General features: G+C 66.6%; 20 protein-coding genes. 7 read left to right on the forward strand and 13 right to left on the reverse strand.

Features of this window, described 5'->3' with window-relative positions; all coding sequences use genetic code 11:
* Together AO057_RS10125 and AO057_RS10130 are read left to right on the forward strand one after the other, a co-directional pair.
* Nucleotides 1-660 (forward strand): tetratricopeptide repeat protein (locus AO057_RS10125; RefSeq protein WP_371258271.1); only part of this gene is annotated, 660 nt, incomplete at its 5' end.
* An 85-nt stretch (nucleotides 661-745) separates the two neighbouring features.
* Complete coding sequence (locus tag AO057_RS10130; RefSeq protein WP_057675524.1) at nucleotides 746-1,984, forward strand: HD-GYP domain-containing protein; 1,239 nt, start codon at nucleotides 746-748, stop codon at nucleotides 1,982-1,984.
* A 16-nt stretch (nucleotides 1,985-2,000) separates the two neighbouring features.
* Here the strand turns inward: AO057_RS10130 and AO057_RS10135 are convergent, their stop codons facing one another.
* The 6 genes from AO057_RS10135 to AO057_RS10160 form a co-directional block, all read right to left on the reverse strand.
* Complete coding sequence (locus tag AO057_RS10135) at nucleotides 2,001-2,693, reverse strand: glutathione binding-like protein (RefSeq protein WP_057675526.1); 693 nt, start codon at nucleotides 2,691-2,693, stop codon at nucleotides 2,001-2,003.
* A gap of 64 nt (nucleotides 2,694-2,757) precedes the next feature.
* A complete protein-coding gene (locus AO057_RS10140; RefSeq protein ID WP_057675528.1) occupies nucleotides 2,758-4,032 on the reverse strand; it encodes an acyl-CoA dehydrogenase family protein in 1,275 nt (424 codons plus the stop codon).
* Nucleotides 4,033-4,067: 35 nt separating this feature from the next.
* Nucleotides 4,068-5,174 carry a phosphotransferase gene (locus AO057_RS10145; protein ID WP_057675530.1) on the reverse strand — a complete coding sequence of 369 codons (1,107 nt, stop codon included), beginning with the start codon at nucleotides 5,172-5,174 and terminating at the stop codon, nucleotides 4,068-4,070.
* Between the two features lie 22 nt (nucleotides 5,175-5,196).
* On the reverse strand, nucleotides 5,197-5,916 hold the full coding sequence (locus AO057_RS10150; protein ID WP_057675532.1) for a Crp/Fnr family transcriptional regulator: 720 nt from the start codon (nucleotides 5,914-5,916) through the stop codon (nucleotides 5,197-5,199).
* Between the two features lie 104 nt (nucleotides 5,917-6,020).
* Nucleotides 6,021-6,800, reverse strand: coding sequence for an oxepin-CoA hydrolase, alternative type (locus tag AO057_RS10155; RefSeq protein WP_057675534.1), 780 nt, complete (start codon nucleotides 6,798-6,800; stop codon nucleotides 6,021-6,023).
* 34 nt (nucleotides 6,801-6,834) lie between these two features.
* The gene (locus tag AO057_RS10160) at nucleotides 6,835-8,355 is read right to left on the reverse strand and encodes a 3-hydroxyacyl-CoA dehydrogenase (protein WP_057675537.1); all 1,521 of its coding nucleotides are present in this window, start codon (nucleotides 8,353-8,355) and stop codon (nucleotides 6,835-6,837) included.
* Between the two features lie 114 nt (nucleotides 8,356-8,469).
* Between AO057_RS10160 and AO057_RS10165 the strand changes: the two genes are divergently transcribed.
* Nucleotides 8,470-9,138 (forward strand): glutathione S-transferase, encoded by a 669-nt coding sequence (locus tag AO057_RS10165; RefSeq protein ID WP_057675539.1) that lies wholly within the window; start codon nucleotides 8,470-8,472, stop codon nucleotides 9,136-9,138.
* A 1-nt stretch (nucleotide 9,139) separates the two neighbouring features.
* Here the strand turns inward: AO057_RS10165 and AO057_RS10170 are convergent, their stop codons facing one another.
* The 3 genes from AO057_RS10170 to lexA all read right to left on the reverse strand — a co-directional run bounded on the left by AO057_RS10170 (nucleotide 9,140) and on the right by lexA (nucleotide 11,225).
* Nucleotides 9,140-10,147, reverse strand: a complete 1,008-nt coding sequence (locus tag AO057_RS10170; protein ID WP_057675541.1) for a D-2-hydroxyacid dehydrogenase family protein — start codon at nucleotides 10,145-10,147, stop codon at nucleotides 9,140-9,142.
* Between the two features lie 69 nt (nucleotides 10,148-10,216).
* Entirely contained in the window at nucleotides 10,217-10,510 is a 294-nt protein-coding gene (locus AO057_RS10175) for a hypothetical protein (RefSeq protein ID WP_057675543.1), read from the reverse strand.
* A gap of 31 nt (nucleotides 10,511-10,541) precedes the next feature.
* Nucleotides 10,542-11,225: a transcriptional repressor LexA gene (gene lexA, locus AO057_RS10180; RefSeq protein ID WP_057675544.1), complete on the reverse strand. Its 684-nt coding sequence runs from the start codon at nucleotides 11,223-11,225 to the stop codon at nucleotides 10,542-10,544.
* Between the two features lie 106 nt (nucleotides 11,226-11,331).
* Here lexA and AO057_RS10185 point away from each other — a divergent pair, with 106 nt between their 5' ends.
* The 4 genes from AO057_RS10185 (at nucleotide 11,332) to AO057_RS10200 (ending at nucleotide 14,403) form a co-directional block, all read left to right on the forward strand.
* Nucleotides 11,332-12,276: an asparaginase gene (locus AO057_RS10185; RefSeq protein WP_371258272.1), complete on the forward strand. Its 945-nt coding sequence runs from the start codon at nucleotides 11,332-11,334 to the stop codon at nucleotides 12,274-12,276.
* A gap of 16 nt (nucleotides 12,277-12,292) precedes the next feature.
* A complete protein-coding gene (locus tag AO057_RS10190) occupies nucleotides 12,293-12,712 on the forward strand; it encodes a hypothetical protein (RefSeq protein WP_057675548.1) in 420 nt (139 codons plus the stop codon).
* Between the two features lie 17 nt (nucleotides 12,713-12,729).
* The gene (locus tag AO057_RS10195) at nucleotides 12,730-13,200 is read left to right on the forward strand and encodes a DUF6152 family protein (RefSeq protein ID WP_057675550.1); all 471 of its coding nucleotides are present in this window, start codon (nucleotides 12,730-12,732) and stop codon (nucleotides 13,198-13,200) included.
* 132 nt (nucleotides 13,201-13,332) lie between these two features.
* Nucleotides 13,333-14,403: a GGDEF domain-containing protein gene (locus tag AO057_RS10200; protein ID WP_057675552.1), complete on the forward strand. Its 1,071-nt coding sequence runs from the start codon at nucleotides 13,333-13,335 to the stop codon at nucleotides 14,401-14,403.
* A gap of 63 nt (nucleotides 14,404-14,466) precedes the next feature.
* On the opposite strand, the gene adk is transcribed toward AO057_RS10200, so the two are convergent.
* From adk to lpxK, 4 genes are all read right to left on the reverse strand, one after another.
* Nucleotides 14,467-15,123, reverse strand: a complete 657-nt coding sequence (adk, locus tag AO057_RS10205) for an adenylate kinase (RefSeq protein WP_057675554.1) — start codon at nucleotides 15,121-15,123, stop codon at nucleotides 14,467-14,469.
* Nucleotides 15,124-15,280: 157 nt separating this feature from the next.
* A complete protein-coding gene (kdsB, locus tag AO057_RS10210) occupies nucleotides 15,281-16,042 on the reverse strand; it encodes a 3-deoxy-manno-octulosonate cytidylyltransferase (RefSeq protein ID WP_057675556.1) in 762 nt (253 codons plus the stop codon).
* A 4-nt stretch (nucleotides 16,043-16,046) separates the two neighbouring features.
* Nucleotides 16,047-16,229 (reverse strand): Trm112 family protein, encoded by a 183-nt coding sequence (locus AO057_RS10215; RefSeq protein ID WP_057675558.1) that lies wholly within the window; start codon nucleotides 16,227-16,229, stop codon nucleotides 16,047-16,049.
* A complete protein-coding gene (gene lpxK, locus AO057_RS10220; protein ID WP_057675560.1) occupies nucleotides 16,210-17,241 on the reverse strand; it encodes a tetraacyldisaccharide 4'-kinase in 1,032 nt (343 codons plus the stop codon). Before lpxK ends, AO057_RS10215 begins: the two co-directional genes overlap by 20 nt.
* Nucleotide 17,242: the final 1 nt, after the last annotated feature.

The raw sequence follows: 17,242 nt of genomic DNA on the forward strand, positions 1-17,242 counted from the left end.
AGCGAGGCACCGGCTGCCAAGAAGAAGGAGACGAGCGACAGGAAACCTGTGGCGCCCGCCCGGGCAGACACTTTGGCTTCGGTGCCAGTTCAGCCTGCCGCAGTGGCAACTGCGCCGCTGCCGCCGGTTGCGGCCAGCGTGCCCCTTGCGAACACCGCTCCGCAGCGTCGCCAGACGGCAGCCCAGGAAACGCTGGCCCAGGCGCAGGCCATGTGGAGTGCGGGCTCGCGTGATGCGGCAGTGGACGTGCTGCGCGAAGCGGTGGTTGCGGTCGAGCGTGCCCAGCCTGCAGATGTGACGCTGCTGGCCCAACTGGTACGCGAACAGGTACGCATGGAACTGGCCCTGGGTCGCCCTGGTGCCGTGCTGGCCCTGCTGAGCCGCCTGGAGCCGGTGCTGTCGGGGCAGGCCGACCTGTGGGCGGTGCGTGGCAACGCAGCCCAGCGGCTGGGGCGTCATCAGGAATCCGTGCAGGCTTATCTGGCTGCCCTGCACCTGCGCCCGGGCGAGCCGCGCTGGATGCTGGGAGCAGCGGTGTCACTGGCGGCCCTGGGGCAACTGGAGGCTGCGGCGCAGCAGGCCGAGCAGGCGCGTGCCTTGGGTCCTGTGAGCCCGGAGGTGCTGACTTATCTGCGCCAGGCTGGCGTGCCTTTGCGGTGAGCGCATGCGCGCGGCATGCGGGCACCGGCGTGCTCGCTAGAATGAACTCCGGATTCCGTATCTTGCGCGGGGTTCTCTACTGACCATGCTCAAGCGTATCCGCGTCGACCAACTCATCCTGGGGATGCACATCAAGGAGTTTTGCGGCTCCTGGATGGAACATCCGTTCTGGCGTAGCGGCTTTGTGCTCAAGGACCCCAAGGACCTGGAGCGCATTCTCTCCAGCAGCATCCAGGACGTCTGGATCGACAGCGACAAGGGCCTGGACGTGCCGCCAGGGCAGAGCGCCGTGTCCGAGGCGCAGTCCGAAGCCCAGGTGGAGCAGGAGCTGCAGGCCGTGGCCCAGGCGCAGCGACAGACCGAGCCGGTGACGCTGGCGGCCGAATACGAGCGGGCGGCCCAGATCTGCCTGCAGTCCAAGAAGGCCGTGGTCTCCATGTTCCAGGAAGCCCGCATGGGCAAGACGGTGGACGCTGCCGGTGCCCAGCGTCTGGTCGACGAGATCTCTGACTCTGTTGCGCGCAATGTCAACGCGCTGATCAGCCTGGCGCGGCTGAAGACGGCCGACGACTACACCTATATGCATTCGGTGGCGGTGTGCGCCATGATGATCGCGCTGGCGCGCCAGCTGGGCCTGGACGAGGCGCAGACGCGCTCGGCGGGCCTGGCTGGTCTGCTGCACGACCTGGGCAAGGCCGCCATGCCGATGAAGGTGCTGAACAAGCCCGGCAAACTCACCGAAGATGAGTTCGCCATCATGAAGGGCCATCCGGTCGAAGGGCACAAGATGCTCATGGCCGTGGGCAATGTCGACCCGATCGCCCTGGACGTCTGCCTGCACCATCACGAGAAGACCGATGGCTCGGGTTATCCCAAGGGGCTGAAGGATGAGCAGATCAGCCTGTACGCCAAGATGGGGGCTGTGTGCGATGTGTATGACGCCATCACCTCGAACCGGCCCTACAAGAGCGGCTGGGATCCGGCCGAGTCGCTGCGCAAGATGGCCGAGTGGACCAACGGCCACTTCGACCAGAAGGTGTTTCAGGCTTTTGTGAAGAGCCTGGGTATCTATCCGATCGGTTCGCTGGTGCGCCTGGCGTCCGGGCGTCTGGGGGTGGTGGTGGAGCAGTCGGCCAAGTCGCTGACCACTCCGCTGGTCAAGGTGTTCTACTCCACCAAATCCGAGTTGCGCATTACGCCGGAAGTGATCGACCTGTCGGCACCGACCTGCCATGACAAGATCGCCGGGCGCGAAGACCCGGCGAAGTGGAAGTTCCCCGACCTGGACGAACTCTGGTCGGGGCTGTCGGAGCAGCCCTGGTAGGTCCTGGGCCGGGGGCTTAGCGCTTCTGGTACTGGGTGGCGCCGAACATCATTTCGCGCGCCTTGTCATCGACCAGGGGCTTGCGCAGATCAGCCAGCACCTGCACACCGCGCATCACGGCCGGCCGCAGGCTGATCTCGTCGAACCATTTCTTCAGGTGGGGGTAGTCGGCCCAGTCTATGCCCTGGTTCTGCCAGCTGCGCAGCCAGGGGAAGATGGCGATGTCGGCAATCGTGTACTCGTCGCCGGCGATGTAGCGGTGCGTGGCCAGTTGCTTGTCCATCACGCCATACAGGCGCTTGGTCTCGTTGGTGTAGCGGTTGACGGCGTACTCGATCTTCTCGGGCGCGTAGATGCGGAAATGGTGGGTCTGGCCCAGCATGGGGCCGACGCCGCCCATCTGGAACATCAGCCACTGCAGCACCTCGAACTTCTGGCGATCGCTCCGGGGCAGGAACTTGCCGGTCTTGCTCGCCAGGTAGAGCAGGATGGCACCGGACTCGAACAGCGAGATCGGCTGGCCGTCGGGCCCCTTGTCGTCGACGATGGCCGGGATCTTGTTGTTCGGGCTGATCTTCAGGAACTCGGGTCTGAACTGGTCACCGGCACCGATGTTGATGGGGTGCACGCGATAGGGCAGGCCGCATTCCTCCAGCATGATGTGGACCTTGTGGCCGTTGGGCGTGGCCCAGGAGTAGACGTCGATCATGGGTGCTCCATTGTCATGAAAAAAGGGGCCAGGAAATCCTAGCCCCTTTTATTCTGCGCGGTTTTCAGCAACCGCGTGTGACCGGCATCTCGACCGGCTTGGGGTTGGCCGCGTACTTGCCCAGCTCCAGCTTGGCGATGGCGTTGCGGTGCACCTCGTCCGGGCCGTCGGCGAAGCGCAGGGTGCGGGCATGGGCATAGCTGTAGGCCAGCGGGAAGTCCTGGCACATGCCGCCGCCGCCGTGCACCTGCATGGCCCAGTCAATGACCTGGCAGGCCATGCTGGGGGCGACCACCTTGATCATGGCGATCTCGTTCTTGGCGAACTTGTTGCCGGCCACGTCCATCATCCAGGCGGCCTTGAGCGTGAGCAGGCGCGCCATGTCGATCTTGCAACGCGCCTCGGCGATGCGTTCCTGCGTCACGGTCTGCGCGGCCACCGGCTTGCCGAAGGCCACGCGCGAGGAGGCGCGCTTGCACATGTACTCCAGCGCGCGCTCGGCCTGGCCGATCAGGCGCATGCAGTGGTGGATGCGTCCCGGGCCGAGGCGGCCCTGGGCGATCTCGAAGCCGCGGCCTTCACCCAGCAGGATGTTGGAAGCGGGGACGCGCACGTTCTTGAACTCGACCTCCATGTGGCCGTGCGGCGCGTCGTCGTAGCCCATGACGCTCAGGGGGCGCAGGATCTTGACGCCGGGCGTGTTGGCCGGCACCAGGATCATGCTCTGCTGCGAATGGCGCGGCGCCTCCGGGTCGGTCTTGCCCATGAGGATGTAGATGGCGCAGCGCGGGTCGCCGGCGCCCGAGGTCCACCACTTGAGGCCGTTGATCACGTAGTCGTCGCCCTGGCGTTCGATGCGGGTGGCGATGTTGGTGGCGTCGCTGGAGGCGACTTCGGGCTCGGTCATGGCGAAAGCCGAGCGCATTTTCCCGGCCAGCAGGGGTTGCAGCCATTCCTTGCGGTGCTGGTCGTTGCCGTAGCGCGCGATGGTCTCCATATTGCCGGTGTCGGGCGCCGAGCAGTTGAAGACCTCCGAGGCCCAGTGCACGCGGCCCATGATCTCGGCCAGGGGCGCGTATTCCTGGTTGGTCAGGCCGGCGGCCTGCACACCGGCGATCTCTGCGCTGTCCTTGGGCAGGAAGAGGTTCCACAGGCCGTCCTGCTGCGCCTTCAGCTTCAGCTTCTCGATCAGCTGCAGCGGCGTCCAGCGCTTGCCGGCGGCCGTATTGGCTTCGATCTCGGTATGGAAGGCGTGCTCGTTGGGGTAGATGTGCTCGTCCATGAACTTGAGCAGGCGTGCCTGGAAGTCTTTGGTTTTAGGCGAGTAGTCGAAGTCCATGCTTAGCTCCTTGGGGTGATGCGTTGCGGTGATGCTCAGGCCTGCTGGGCAAACTGCCAGGCCATGGCTGCCATGGGGCGCGCGCCGGCGGCGGATTTCTGTGCCTGTGCGCTGGAAGCGGTGCCGTTCTCGACCCGCTTGGCAATGCCCTGCAGGATGGCGGCGATGCGGAACATGTTGTAGGCCATGTAGAAGGCCCAGTCGGCTTTCAGCGCCTGGGGCTGGGCCAGGCCGGTGCGCTCGCAGTAGAGGCGGATGTACTCATCTTCGGAAGGGATACCCAGCGCCGCCAGGTCCAGCCCGCCGATGCCGCGGAAGGCGCCGGGCGGGATGTGCCAGGCCATGCAGTGGTAGGCGAAGTCGGCCAGCGGGTGGCCCAGGGTGGAGAGTTCCCAGTCCAGCACGGCGATGACGCGCGGTTCGCTGGCGTGGAACATCAGGTTGTCGAGCCGGTAGTCGCCGTGCACGATGCTCACCAGGCTCTCGTCGCGCGCGCTGGCCGGCAGGTGGGCGGGCAGCCAGGCTATCAGCTTTTCCATCTCGGGGATGGGTTGTGACAGGGGGCCGGCACCGTCGGCCGAGGCACGGTACTGCTTGCTCCAGCGGCCGATCTGGCGCTCGACGTAGTTGCCCGGCTTGCCGTAGCCGGCCAGGCCACGCTCGGCGACATTGACCTTGTGCAGGGCGGCGATGACGCGGTTCATCTCCAGGTACATGGCGCGCCGGCCGGCCGGGTCGAAGTCGGGCAGGGACTGTTCCCACAGGATGCGCCCGGGCATGAACTCCATGATGTAGAAGGCGCGCCCGATCACGGACTCGTCCTCGCACAGGCAGAACATGCGTGGCACCGGCACCTCGGTACCGTGCAGGCCGTGCATCACGGTGTACTCGCGTTCGATGGCATGGGCCGAAGGCAGCAGCTTGGCCACCGGCCCGGGCTTGGCACGCATCACGTAACTGCGTGCCGGGGTGATGAGCTTGTAGGTCGGGTTGGACTGGCCGCCCTTGAAGGCTTCCACCGTCAGCGGGCCGGCAAAGCCCTGCAGGTTTTTCTGCAACCAGGCTTCGAGCGCCGCCACGTCGAAGGCGTGGGCGGCGGAGACGGGGCGGGTGCCGACGTATTGCTGTTCGAGTTCGCTCATGGGTGGGGACGGTGGGCCGTGTTCAATGGTCGGATTCGATGATGTGCATCAGCGCATCGCGGTTGCGCACGACCAGGCCACCCGGTTCGATGCGGATGACTTCCTCGCGCTCCATGGCCTTGAGTTCCTGGTTCACGCGCTGGCGCGAGGCCCCCAGCAACTGGGCCAGTTCTTCCTGCGCGAGCTGCAGGCCGATGCGCATCTCGCGGCTGTCGCTCAGCGAGGAGACGCCGTAGCTGCGCAGCAGGTGCAGCAGCTGCTTGGCCAGGCGCGCGCGCAGCGGCAGGGTGTTGAGGTCTTCCACCAGGCCGTAGAGCTGGCGGATGCGGCGCGCGTGCAGTCGCAACAGGGCCTCGTAGAGCTCGACATGGCTGGCCAGGATCTTCTTGAAGTCGGCCTTGGCCACGCACAGGGTAGTGGTGTCGCCATGGGCGTAGGCATCGTGCGTGCGCCGGTCGCCGTCGAAGATGGCCACATCGCCGAACCAGACACCGGGCTCCACATAGGTCAGTGTGACCTGCTTGCCCGAGATCGAGGTCGAGCTCACACGCACGGCGCCCCGGGCGCAGGCGATCCACTCCTCGGGCGGCTCGCCGCGGGCAGCGAGGAGATCGCCGTCCTTGTAGCGTTTGACGTAGGCACATCGCAGGATGTCGTGTCTCAATGAGGGTGACAGGGTCGAAAACCAGCGCCCGGCGTTGATCGCCGTGCGTTCCTCGATGGTAAGTATGGGATCGTCCATGGTCTGTCTTGTGAGTGACTGGCTATCGACTCATTGTCGCGCGCGGGACCGGCGGCGCGTCTTGGGGTTGTCACCTGTGCGTCTGTGGCACAGGTGGGGCCCTCTCACTCGTAGCTGGGCTTCTGCTTGGCCAGAAAAGCGGCGATGCCGCTGCCGGCGTTCGGGTGGTGCAGGTTGCGCACGAAGTGGCTGCCTTCCTGCGCCAGCTGCTGGTTCAGGCTGGCCTGCGGTGCTTCGTTGAGCAGTTCCTTGATGCTGGCCAGCACATTGGGGGCGCGGGCATTCAGGCTCTCGGCCAGCGCCAGAGCCTCGTTTCTGGCCTGGCCCGGCTCGCTGACCCGGTTCACCACGCCCAGGGCGTGCAGGCGCTGGGCCGTCGTGCGTTCACCGCCCATCAGCAGTTCGCTGGCCAGCTGGCGCGGCAGGGCCTGCGCCAGGCTCCAGCTGGCGCCGCCGTCGGGTGATAGGGCCACATTGCTGTAGGCCATCACGAACACGGCATCGCTGGCCGCGACGATGAAGTCGCAGGCCAGGGCCAGCGAGAAACCGGCACCGGCCGCCGCGCCCTCCACGGCGGCGATCACCGGCTTGGGGAAGGTGCGGATGGCCTCGATCCAGTTGTGCAGGCCTTCGATGCTCTCGGCCTGCACAGCCGGGTCGAGTTGGCGGTTGGCCTGCAGGCGGTGCAGGTCGCCACCGGCGCAGAAGAGCGAACCCTCGCCGGTGATGAGCACGCTGCGCACCTCGGGGTTGGTTTCGGCCACGCTCAGGGCCTCGACACCGGCGGCATACATCCCGGGGCCCAGGGCGTTGCGGTGGCCCGGGTTGGAAAGGGTCAGCACCATGGTGCGGCCCTGGCTGGTGCTCAGCAGTTGTGCGCTCATGCCCGCGAGTTTCTCATGACGAGGGACCCCAGGCTCAGTCTTCTTCGTGCAGCAGCGACAGGCCGATGGCCCCGCGCCGGCGCAGCCAGGGGCTGGGGCGGTAGCGCGGGTCGCCATAGACGGTCTGCAGATTGAACAGCACCTCCAGCACATTGGTCGGTCCGTAACGGTTGCCCATGGCCAGCGGCCCCAGGGGGTAGCCCAGGCCCAGGACGACGGCGGTCTCCAGGTCGGTCGGGGTGCAGATGCGCTGCTGGCAGATGTCGGCAGCGATGTTGACGATATGGGCCACCACGCGCTGGGTGACGAAACCACCGCTGTCGCGGATCACGCTGACGGCCTTGCCGTCGCGCGCGAACAGGGCGTGGGCAGCGTCGCGCATGTCGGCTCGCGTGGCGGGGTTGGTGGCGAGGACGCGGCGTTTCGTTGCGGCGTCCTCGATCAGCAGGTCGATGCCCACGGTACGCGCCGGGTCCAGGCGCTCGACCACGGCCACCGTGGTGACGTCGAAGCCCAGCGGGGCGACCAGGGTGAGGGCCGTCATCGAGGGCGACTGACCCGTCTCGATCTTCGCACCCAGGTCCTTGAGCAGTTGCAGCAGTTCGGCGCGCCGTGCCGCACGTGGCGAAACCCAGACCGGAGGCAACTCGCCAACCTGCGGCGTCGGTAGCTCGGGTGCGACCTGGGCCACGTTCCTCTCGTAGCGATAGAAACCCTCGCCGGTCTTGCGGCCCAGCATGCCGCCGGCCAGGCGCTGTGCGGTGATGACGCTGGGGCGGTAGCGCGGTTCCTCGTAGTACTGGTGGTAGATGGATTCCATCACCGGGTGCGAGACGTCCAGCGCGGTCAGGTCCATCAGTTCGAAGGGGCCGAGCTTGAAGCCGGCCTGGTCACGCAGGATGCGGTCGATGGTGGCGTAATCGGCCACGCCTTCACCGGCGATGCGCAGCGCCTCGGTGCCGTAGCCGCGGCCTGCGTGGTTGACGATGAAACCCGGTGTGTCCTGCGCCGTCACCGGGGTGTGGCCCATCTGGCGGGCGTAGTCGGAGAGCGCGGTGCAGATGGCCGGATCGGTCTTGAGGCCGGCGATGACTTCGACCACCTTCATGACCGGCACCGGATTGAAGAAGTGGTAGCCGGCCACGCGCTGCGGACGCTTGAGCCTGGCGGCGATGGCCGTGATCGAGAGCGAGGAGGTGTTGCTGGCCAGCACGGCGTCGGCGCCGACGATGCCTTCGAGTTCGGCGAACAGGGCCGCTTTGACGTCCAGTCGCTCGACGATGGCTTCCACCACCAGGTCGCAAGAGGCCAGGTCCTGCAGGCTGGCGGCCGTCTTCAGGCGCGCCTTGCAGGCCGCCACGGTGTCGGTCTGCATGCGGCCTTTTTCCACCAGCTTGTCCCACTGCTCGCAGATCGACTGCTGTGCTGCCGCCATGGCCGCAGCCTGCTGGTCATGGAGGAGGACGGTGCTGCCGGCCTGGGCGGCGATCTGGGCGATGCCGCGGCCCATGGCGCCGGTGCCGACGACGGCGATGTGTGCGTAGACGGGTTTCATGGCCGGAATTATCGCCGGGCGGTTTGCCTGTCAGAGTCACCTGCCGGACTGCTTCTGCCCTTATCCTCTGCCAGACTGCAGGGACAGATTTCAACAACGACCAGAGGTGACACCATGACCCTGAAGCTTTGCGGGTTCTCGGCCAGCAATTACTACAACAAGATCAAGCTGCAGCTGATGGAAAAGGACATCCCCTTTGTGGAGGAACTGGTCTGGACCGGCCATACCGACAGCCTGCTGGTGGACCGCTCCCCCATGGGCAAGGTCCCGTTCCTGGATACGCCCCAGGGCCCGGTCTCCGAGTCCGGCGCCTGCGCCGAGTACATCGAGGCGACTTATCCGCACAACAAACCCCTGCTGCCGGCGGACCCCTACGCCGCGGCCAAGGTGCGCGAGATCATCATCTATAGCGAATTGCACCTCGAACTGGTGGCCCGCAATCTCTACCCCGAGGCTTTCTTCGGCGGCAAGGTGTCGGACAACGTGAAGGAACGCACCCGCAAGCTGCTCGAGCGCGGTGTGCACGGCTTAACCAAGCTGGTGAAGTTCTCGCCTTTCGTGGCCGGGCCGGAATTCACGCTGGCCGATTGCGCTGCCGTGGCGCATTTGCCCCTGGTCTCAAGTGCCAGCCGGATCATCTATGGCGACGATGTTCTGGCGGACCTGCCCGTGCGCGAGTACGTCAAGATGATGAGCGAGCGGCCGACCCTGCAGAAGGTCAACGCCGACCGCAAGAGCAGTACCGAGCAGATGCTGGCCTTGCGCGCGAAAAAGCCGGCCTGACTCAGCGCTTTACCTTCAGCGCATCCGGGTTCGCGATGTTGCTCGGCTTGCCCTGGATGAAGTTCACGACGTTGTCGAAGGCGGTGCCAAAGTAGAGCTCATAGCTCTCCTGCTCGACATAACCGATGTGCGGCGTGCAGATGCAGTTTTCCAGGCGCAGCAGGGCGTGGCCCTGCAGGATGGGCTCGGACTCGAAGACGTCGATCGCTGCCATGCCGGGGCGGCCGTGGTTGAGCGCGCTGATCAAGGCCTCGGGCTCCAGCAGTTCGGCGCGCGAGGTGTTGACCAGCAGTGAAGTGGGCTTCATCAGCGCCAGATCGGCGGGCGTGACGATGCCGCGCGTGGCCTCGTTCAGGCGCAGGTGCAGGGTCAGTACATCGCTTTGCGCAAAAAAATCTTCGCGGCTGGCTGCTGCTTCCACGCCGTCCTGCCTGGCTTTTTCCAGCGAGGCCTCGCGGCCCCAGACCAGCACACGCATGCCAAATGCCTTGCCGTAGTCGGCTACCATCTGCCCGATCTTGCCGTAGCCCCAGATGCCCAGGGTCTTGCCGCGCAGCACCGTGCCCAGCCCGAAGTTGGGCGGCATGGCGGCGGACTTCAGGCCGGATTGCTGCCAGACCCCGTGTTTGAGATTGCCGATGTATTGCGGCAGGCGACGCATGGCGGCCATGATGAGCGCCCAGGTCAGTTCGGCGGGGGGCCCCGGCGAGCCCGAGCCCTCGGCCACGGCAATGCCGCGCTCGGTGCAGGCTTCGATATCAATGTGGCTGCCCATGCGGCCGGTCTGGGAGATGAGCTTGAGACGCGGCAGCTTTTCTACCAGCTGACGGGTGATGGGGGTGCGTTCGCGGATCAACACCAGCACGTCGGCATCACGCAATCGGACCGAGAGCTGGCCCAGTCCCTTGACGGTGTTGGTGTAGACCTTGGGGGGGTAGTCGGCCAGTTTGCTGGCGCAGGCTAGCTTGCGTACGACGTCCTGATAGTCGTCGAGAATCACGATGTTCATGCCGCTATTGTGCCTTGGCCTCTCCTACGGGCTAACCCGGATGGCGGTGGCGGGAGCGGCTGAATCGGCTCAGGAACGTGCGGCTTCGCAGGCAGCCAGGCGATCGAGTTCGGCGCAGACATCGGCCATGCGGCCGGAGATCACCATGCGGCCCACCTGCGAGCGTGGCTGGCCGGCTTCCATGACGCGTACCACGCGCAGCGGGCGACGGACCGGCGCAACGCAGGCGCGGGTCATGGCGGCTTGCATGCGGACGGAAGACCGCTGCGCAGGCGTGGCGGTGGCAGGGCGCGAGGGAGCAGCGGGGGCCAGCCAGCGCAGCAGGCCTTGCAGGGGAGTCCAGAGGGCGTAGGCGGTGTTCATCGTTGACCTTTCGGGGCGGGACGCAGCGCGTTCACATGAGCATGGTGTTGCGGATCAGGCCGACGGCCAGGCCCTCGATTTCGAAGGGGTCGCCCGGCTCGACCACGATGGTCTGGTAGTCGGGGTTTTCCGGCAGCAGCTCGATCAGGTGCTTGTTGCGACGGAAGCGCTTGACCGTGACTTCGTCGCCCAGGCGCGCCACGACGATCTGGCCGTTCTTGGCATCCTTGGTGGACTGCACGGCCAGCAGGTCGCCGTCCATGATGCCGGCGTCGCGCATGGACATGCCGCGCACCTTGAGCAGGTAGTCGGGCTTGCGCTGGAACAGCGAGCTCTCCACGTAATAGGTCTGGTCCACGTGTTCCTGCGCGAGAATGGGCGAGCCGGCAGCGACGCGCCCGATCAGGGGCAGGGCGATCTGGGACAGGTCCGGCATGGGCAGGGAGAATTGCTTGATGCGCGATTCATTGATGGAGCGCAGCGCCTCGCCTTGCAGGCGGATGCCGCGCGAGGTGCCGCTGACCAGTTCGATCACGCCCTTGCGTGCCAGGGCCTGCAGATGCTCTTCGGCCGCATTGGCCGACTTGAAACCGAGCTCGGTGGCGATCTCGGCGCGCGTGGGCGGGGCGCCGGTGCGCGCGATGGCGCTCTGGATCAGGTCCAGAATCTGCTGCTGGCGGGCGGTCAGCTTGATCGGGTACTGCGGCAGGTCCATCGTCGTGACTCCTGTAGGCGGGATGGAGACAAGGTACTGTCTCGATATCCAGTAACTGTATTTTTAACCAGTTTTCCGGGAAATGCAAGTGGGGCAAGAAAAAATCGTGGTTTTGGGCACCGGCGGCACCATTGCCGGCCTGGCGACCAGCGCCGCCGACAGCCGTGACTACCTGGCCGCGCAGAAGCCGGTGGCCGAGCTGATGACCGGCCTGGCGGCGCCGTCGGGCTTTGCGCTGCTGAGCGAACAGGTGGCCCAGATCGACAGCAAGGACATGGATCTGGCGGTGTGGCGGAAGCTGCTGCAGCGTTGTGTGCACTGGCTGGCGCAGGCCGATGTGCAAGGCCTGGTCATCACCCATGGGACCGATACGCTGGAGGAGACGGCCTTTCTGCTGCAGACCGTGCTGGCACCCCGCAAGCCCGTGGTGCTGACCTGCGCCATGCGCCCGGCCAACGCAGCGGACGCCGATGGTCCGCAGAACCTGCGCGATGCCCTGGCGGTGGCCGCCACGGCGGGCGCGCAGGGCGTGTTGGCGGTTTGCGCCGGCCGCATTCTTGGCGCGCTGGACGTGCAGAAGGTCCACAGCTCGCGGCTCGATGCCTTCAGCGCGGGGGAGGCTGGTGATATCGGGCGGGTGCAGCAGGGACGCGTCGAGCGCCAGCGTGACTGGCCCCAGCCGCGCGTGCCGCAGGAGATGCTGCTGGAAGTCCTGCTGACGGCGCCTGCGTTGCCGCGGGTCGAGATCGTGCTCAGCCATGCTGCGGCCTGTGGCGCCACGGTGGATGCGCTGGTGGATCCGGCCGTCGCCACGCGTTACGGGGCCCCGCCGGTGCGTGGCCTGGTGCTGGCCGGCACCGGGGGTGGCACCGTGCATCACGAACTGGAGGCCGCCTTGCGGCGCGCGCAGGCGGCCGGTGTGCGCGTGCTGCGCAGCACACGCTGTGCGGACGGCTTTCTGCAGCCCCGGCCCAACGAGGAATTCCCCGTGGCGGCGGGCCTGAGCCCGGTCAAGGCGCGACTGGCGCTGATGCTCGAACTCCTGCGCTGAGAGGCGGCCCCGCGTCATGTTCAGCGCCTTGCAATCCAGTGCCTGGGCCTACCCGGCCCTTGAAGTCGTGCACCTGAGCGGCATTGCCTTGCTGATCGGCAACCTCGTGCTGCTGGAACTGCGGGTCTTCGGCCTGGGCGCTGCGCTGCCGATGCGCGAGCTGGCACGCCTGAGCCTGAGCCTGGCCTTGGCGGGGTTCAGCCTGGCCGCGGCCTCGGGCCTGCTGATGTTCGCCAGCCAGCCGGCCGAACTGCTGGCCAACCGCGCTTTCACCCTCAAGATGCTGCTGTTATTGGCGGCGGCGTGTAATGCAGGCTGGTTCCATGGACGGGGTTCCCTGCACAGGCTCGATGGCCTGGCGCGCGTGCAGATGCTGCTGTCCACCCTGATCTGGCTGGCCGTGCTGGTCTGTGGCCGCTGGATCGCCTATCTCTGAGACCACCGGAGTCACGCATGAAACGACGTACCGCCATCAGCCTTGCTCTGCTGCCCGGCCTGCTTCCGCTGGCGCGGGCCCACCATGGCTGGAGCAGCTTCGACCAGGAACGGCCGCTGTACCTGCAGGGGCGCGTGCACAGCGTGCGCTGGCAGAACCCGCATGCCGAGCTGGTGCTGGAACTGCAGTCCCCGCTGACGCTGCCCCCCGATCTGGCGCAGCGCGCCTTGCCGGCGCAGACCGCACCGGTCGACGGCAAGGCCCTGCTGGCCCGGGCTCAGTTGCCGCGTCGCAAGGACCCTCGCTGGGAAATCGAGTTGGCGCCCCTCACCCGTATGCAGGCCTGGAACGTGACGCCGCTCAAGGTGGGCGACGCGATGGGCGTGCTGGGCTTCGCCTTTCAGGAAGAAAAGGGAGCGGCCATCCTGCGTGCCGAATACCTGTTCGTCGGTGCGCGCATCTACGGACTGCGTTCCAGCCCGGCCTGAATGCGGGCGATTGGCGCGGCCCACGGCCGCCAGCATGGCGGGTCGGAGTGAATAAAGTCGCAGATCATGATCCGCGGCCACGTGCAGCGAGGCGCTTTCTTGCCACAATAGCCATGCACCACGGCAACCGGCATGTTCCATCTGATCGACCAAATCGCGACCCTTACCGATCAACGTGATCGTGTGGCGCTCGACACGGCGCTGGTCCACGTGCTGACGGAACTGCTCAGGCCGGTCAGCGTGACCCTGTACATGGTTGTGAGCGACGCCAACGATCAGCGTTGGTTGCCCCAGATCCTGCTGCGGCAGGGGCACGCCCTAGAGGTCAACGATCCCCTGCATGCCGATTTCCGGCTGCTGGAGCGGATCGAGAACGACGCACCACGCCAGCGCTGCCTGGGGGTCAACCTGCCGGTGGTCGTTGAACAGGCAGAGGGCCTGGCGGGAGACTGCCTCACCTGCCTGCCGCTGTTCGCCGGTCATGACATCGGGGAGAAGGGGGCGATCGAGATCCGCTCGGTCGTGCGACTCGATCCCATGGCGCTGGCCAGCATCGAGCGGGTGCTGCGGATCTACCGCAACATGCATAGCATGTTCATGTACAGCGAATGCGATGCGCTGACGGGCCTGCTCAACCGCAAGTCCTTCGAGGAGACCTTCTACCGTTCCTTGCGTGAAGACCCTGTACCGTCGGTCGATCTTGAGTCGCCCCGGGAGGTAGGCAGTCCACCCAGGCGGCGTGTGAGGCTGGGGGAACAGTTCTGGCTGGCCATGGTCGATGTGGACCACTTCAAGCGGGTCAATGACCAGTTCGGTCACCAGATCGGTGACGAGGTGCTGATTCTGGTGGGACGCATCCTCAAGAGCACCTTTCGTGGCTATGACCGCGTCTACCGCTTCGGCGGCGAGGAGTTCGTCGTCCTGCTGCGATGTCCGGACGCCGCGGCGGCCATGCTGACGGTCGAGCGCTTCAGGCAGAAGATGGAACAGTACCGGTTCCCGCAGGTCGGGAGCATCACGGTGAGCGTGGGGCTGAGCAGCATCAGTGCAGCCGATGCGCCGGACGTGGTCTGCAACCGGGCCGACCAGGCGGTGTATTACGCCAAGCGCCATGGCCGCAACCGGGTGTGCAGCTACGACGACCTCGTGCAGCAGGGCCTGTTGCACGAGGACGTGCGCGACGGTGGCGTCGAGCTGTTCTGAGATCAGGACGCAGAAGTGATAAAGGCCGCATCTGCGGCCTTTATTCCTTGCCAGGCGGCGGGGTCAGCCGGCCAGGGCCTGCAGGGCGCGCGCTGTGATGTCCTCCACGCTGCCCATGCCGCTGATGGCGCGGTATTTGGGGGCGGCGGCCGGTTCCTGCTTGGCCCAGCTGCTGTAGTAGTCGACCAGCGGGCGGGTCTGGGCGCTGTAGACGTCCAGGCGCTTCTTGACGGTCTCTTCCTTGTCGTCCTCACGCTGCACCAGCGCTTCGCCGGTCACGTCGTCCTTGCCAGCCACCTTGGGCGGGTTGAACTTGACGTGGTAGGTGCGGCCCGAGGCGGGGTGCGAGCGGCGGCCGCTCATGCGCTCAATGATGGCTTCGAAGGGCACATCGATTTCCAGCACGTAGTCCAGCTTCACGCCTGCGGCCTTCATGGCATCGGCTTGCGGGAGGGTGCGCGGAAAGCCGTCGAACAGGAAACCCTTGGCACAGTCCGGCTGGGCGATGCGTTCCTTGACCAGATTGATGATCAGGTCGTCACTGACCAGGGCGCCCGATTCCATCACGGCCTTGGCCTGCAGGCCCAGCGGCGTGCCGGCCTTCACGGCGGCGCGCAGCATGTCACCGGTGGAGATTTGCGGGATGCCGTATTTCTGGCAGATGTACGCGGCTTGCGTGCCCTTGCCGGCGCCAGGTGCGCCCAACAGGATCAGTCTCATGGATACCCTCGGATGTTTTGGTGTTCTTAGCCAGCGACAGCACCATGGCGGTGCATGTCAACTGCATGACTGAGGCGAGGATAGCATGCCGTAACCGGTATGAAACTTACAGATCCTGGGGCTGTTTCCATCCCCGAGCAGCGACCCTCGGAGCCTTTCAGGCGGCAAGCAGCCGGCGTACGCGTGCCAGGTCTTCGGGCGTGTCCACGCCGGCGCCCGGAGCCTGCGGCGTCACGTGCACGGCGATGCGGTGGCCGTGCCACATGGCGCGCAGTTGCTCCAGGGCCTCGGTCACCTCGATCGGGGCCTGCGCCAGCTTCGGGAACAGGCGCAGGAAGCCGGCGCGGTAGCCATAGATGCCGATGTGGCGCAGCGGGGCCGGATCGGGCAGGGTCTTCACCCCCTTGGCAAAACCGTCGCGCCACCAGGCGATGGGTGCACGGCTGAAGTACAGGGCCAGGTCGCGCGCATCGAGTACCACCTTGACCACATTGGGGTTCACGAAGTCGGCCACCTCGTGGATGGGATGGGCCGCCGTGCTCATGCTGGCTTCGGGGCGCTGGCGCAGCAGTTCGGCCACGGCCGAAACCAGCGCGGGGTCGATCAGCGGTTCGTCGCCCTGCACGTTGACCACCAGCGCGTCATCGGGCAGGCGCAGCAGGTCACAGGCCTCGGCCAGGCGGTCGCTGCCGCTGGGGTGATCGACGCGCGTCAGCACGGCTTCGACGCCATGCTGCGCGCAGGCCTGCAGGATCTCGGGGCTGTCGCCGGCTACCACCACGCGCGTGCCGCCGCTCAGGCCGTTGCTGACACGCTGGGCCACGCGCACGATCATGGGCAGGCCGGCGATGTCGGCCAGGGGTTTGTTGGGCAGGCGGGTCGAGGCCAGCCGCGCCGGAATCAGGACGGTGAGGCTCATGGATTCAAAGCCCCAGTACTTCGTCACTCAGCGTGCGCGCCTCGTTTTCCAGCAGGACCGGGATGCCGTCGCGGATGGGGTAGGCCAGGCGGGCACTGCGCGAGGTCAGTTCCTGTTTTTCCCGGTCGTACGCGAGCGGGCCCTTGGTCACGGGGCAGACCAGCAGTTCAAGGAGTCGGGTGTCCATGGGGCGATGATAGCTGCGTCGCTTCGAGCAGACGGTCGAGTGCTGCGTAAAAAGCCGGTTCGGGTGCGAAGTTCAGGGGCACGGCCAGCGCGTCGGGATGGTGGGCCCAGAGCTTGAGCGCATCCTTCTCGGTGCACAGCAGGGTGTAGTCGCGTTCCAGCGGGCGCTGCCAGTGGGCATAGTCGTCGTGGTCGGGGCGTGCCACCGTGAGGGTCAGCGGCAGGCCCAGCGCCTGCAGCATGTCGAAGAAGGCCTGGGGCCGCGCCGTGCCGGCGACGGCCAGCAGGGGGCGGCCGTCCTGCGCCAGGGCCACCAGGTCCACCCGGCTGCCATCGATGCGCACCGCCTGGGCGGCCAGTGCACGGCGGGCCGTGTAGCCGGTGAAGGCGGGGCGGTTGCCGGTGTGCAGCACCAGGTCCACATGACGCGGCCAGGGTTCGCGCAGCGGGCCGGCCGGCAGCAGGAAGCCGTTGCCCACGCCCCGGTCGTCGAAGACGCAGATCTCGATGTCGCGCGCCAGGGCGTAGTGCTGCAAACCGTCGTCGCTCACCAGCACGTCGGTTTGCGGATAGGCCTGCAGCAGGGCGCGCGCGGCCTCGATGCGGCGCGTGGCCACGAAGACCGGCACACCGGTGTTGCGCCGGATCAGGGCCGGTTCGTCACCCACATCGTGCACGGGGCTGTCGTCGCGGACTTCCCGGCAATCCTGCGTGCGGCGGCCGTAACCGCGCGAGACCACGCCGGGGTGCAGGCCACGGGCCTGCAGGTGCTTGACCAGGGCCAGAACCACCGGCGTCTTGCCGGCGCCACCGGCCACCACATTGCCGACCACGACGACGGGCACCGGCAGCACGTGCCGACGCAGCAAACCGCTGAGGTAAAGACCCTGGCGCAGGCGTACCAGCCCGCCCATGAGCAAGGAGAGCGGCCACAGGGCCCAGGTGAGGGCGCCGCGCCGCTGCCAGCTGTCGATGAGAGTACGTTGCCAGGACGGCTGGGCAGGGCTGGCCATG

It is taken from the genome of Curvibacter sp. PAE-UM, assembly GCF_001432305.1.
In the GTDB taxonomy this organism is placed as follows: domain Bacteria; phylum Pseudomonadota; class Gammaproteobacteria; order Burkholderiales; family Burkholderiaceae_C; genus Hylemonella.

What these genes read in the sequence shown, in the direction of transcription:
- lexA (WP_057675544.1), bottom strand. Translation starts at nt 11,225, where the DNA reads ATGGACCTGCCGCAGTACCCGATCAAGCTGACCGCCCGCCAGCAGCAG.
- AO057_RS10175 (WP_057675543.1), bottom strand. Translation starts at nt 10,510, where the DNA reads ATGAACACCGCCTACGCCCTCTGGACTCCCCTGCAAGGCCTGCTGCGC.
- AO057_RS10215 (WP_057675558.1), bottom strand. Translation starts at nt 16,229, where the DNA reads ATGGACACCCGACTCCTTGAACTGCTGGTCTGCCCCGTGACCAAGGGC.
- AO057_RS10130 (WP_057675524.1), top strand. Translation starts at nt 746, where the DNA reads ATGCTCAAGCGTATCCGCGTCGACCAACTCATCCTGGGGATGCACATC.
- AO057_RS10155 (WP_057675534.1), bottom strand. Translation starts at nt 6,800, where the DNA reads ATGAGCGCACAACTGCTGAGCACCAGCCAGGGCCGCACCATGGTGCTG.
- AO057_RS10145 (WP_057675530.1), bottom strand. Translation starts at nt 5,174, where the DNA reads ATGAGCGAACTCGAACAGCAATACGTCGGCACCCGCCCCGTCTCCGCC.
- AO057_RS10140 (WP_057675528.1), bottom strand. Translation starts at nt 4,032, where the DNA reads ATGGACTTCGACTACTCGCCTAAAACCAAAGACTTCCAGGCACGCCTG.
- kdsB (WP_057675556.1), bottom strand. Translation starts at nt 16,042, where the DNA reads ATGAGCCTCACCGTCCTGATTCCGGCGCGGCTGGCCTCGACCCGCCTG.
- lpxK (WP_057675560.1), bottom strand. Translation starts at nt 17,241, where the DNA reads ATGGCCAGCCCTGCCCAGCCGTCCTGGCAACGTACTCTCATCGACAGC.
- AO057_RS10135 (WP_057675526.1), bottom strand. Translation starts at nt 2,693, where the DNA reads ATGATCGACGTCTACTCCTGGGCCACGCCCAACGGCCACAAGGTCCAC.
- AO057_RS10170 (WP_057675541.1), bottom strand. Translation starts at nt 10,147, where the DNA reads ATGAACATCGTGATTCTCGACGACTATCAGGACGTCGTACGCAAGCTA.
- AO057_RS10200 (WP_057675552.1), top strand. Translation starts at nt 13,333, where the DNA reads ATGTTCCATCTGATCGACCAAATCGCGACCCTTACCGATCAACGTGAT.
- AO057_RS10160 (WP_057675537.1), bottom strand. Translation starts at nt 8,355, where the DNA reads ATGAAACCCGTCTACGCACACATCGCCGTCGTCGGCACCGGCGCCATG.
- AO057_RS10150 (WP_057675532.1), bottom strand. Translation starts at nt 5,916, where the DNA reads ATGGACGATCCCATACTTACCATCGAGGAACGCACGGCGATCAACGCC.
- AO057_RS10195 (WP_057675550.1), top strand. Translation starts at nt 12,730, where the DNA reads ATGAAACGACGTACCGCCATCAGCCTTGCTCTGCTGCCCGGCCTGCTT.
- AO057_RS10190 (WP_057675548.1), top strand. Translation starts at nt 12,293, where the DNA reads ATGTTCAGCGCCTTGCAATCCAGTGCCTGGGCCTACCCGGCCCTTGAA.
- AO057_RS10165 (WP_057675539.1), top strand. Translation starts at nt 8,470, where the DNA reads ATGACCCTGAAGCTTTGCGGGTTCTCGGCCAGCAATTACTACAACAAG.
- adk (WP_057675554.1), bottom strand. Translation starts at nt 15,123, where the DNA reads ATGAGACTGATCCTGTTGGGCGCACCTGGCGCCGGCAAGGGCACGCAA.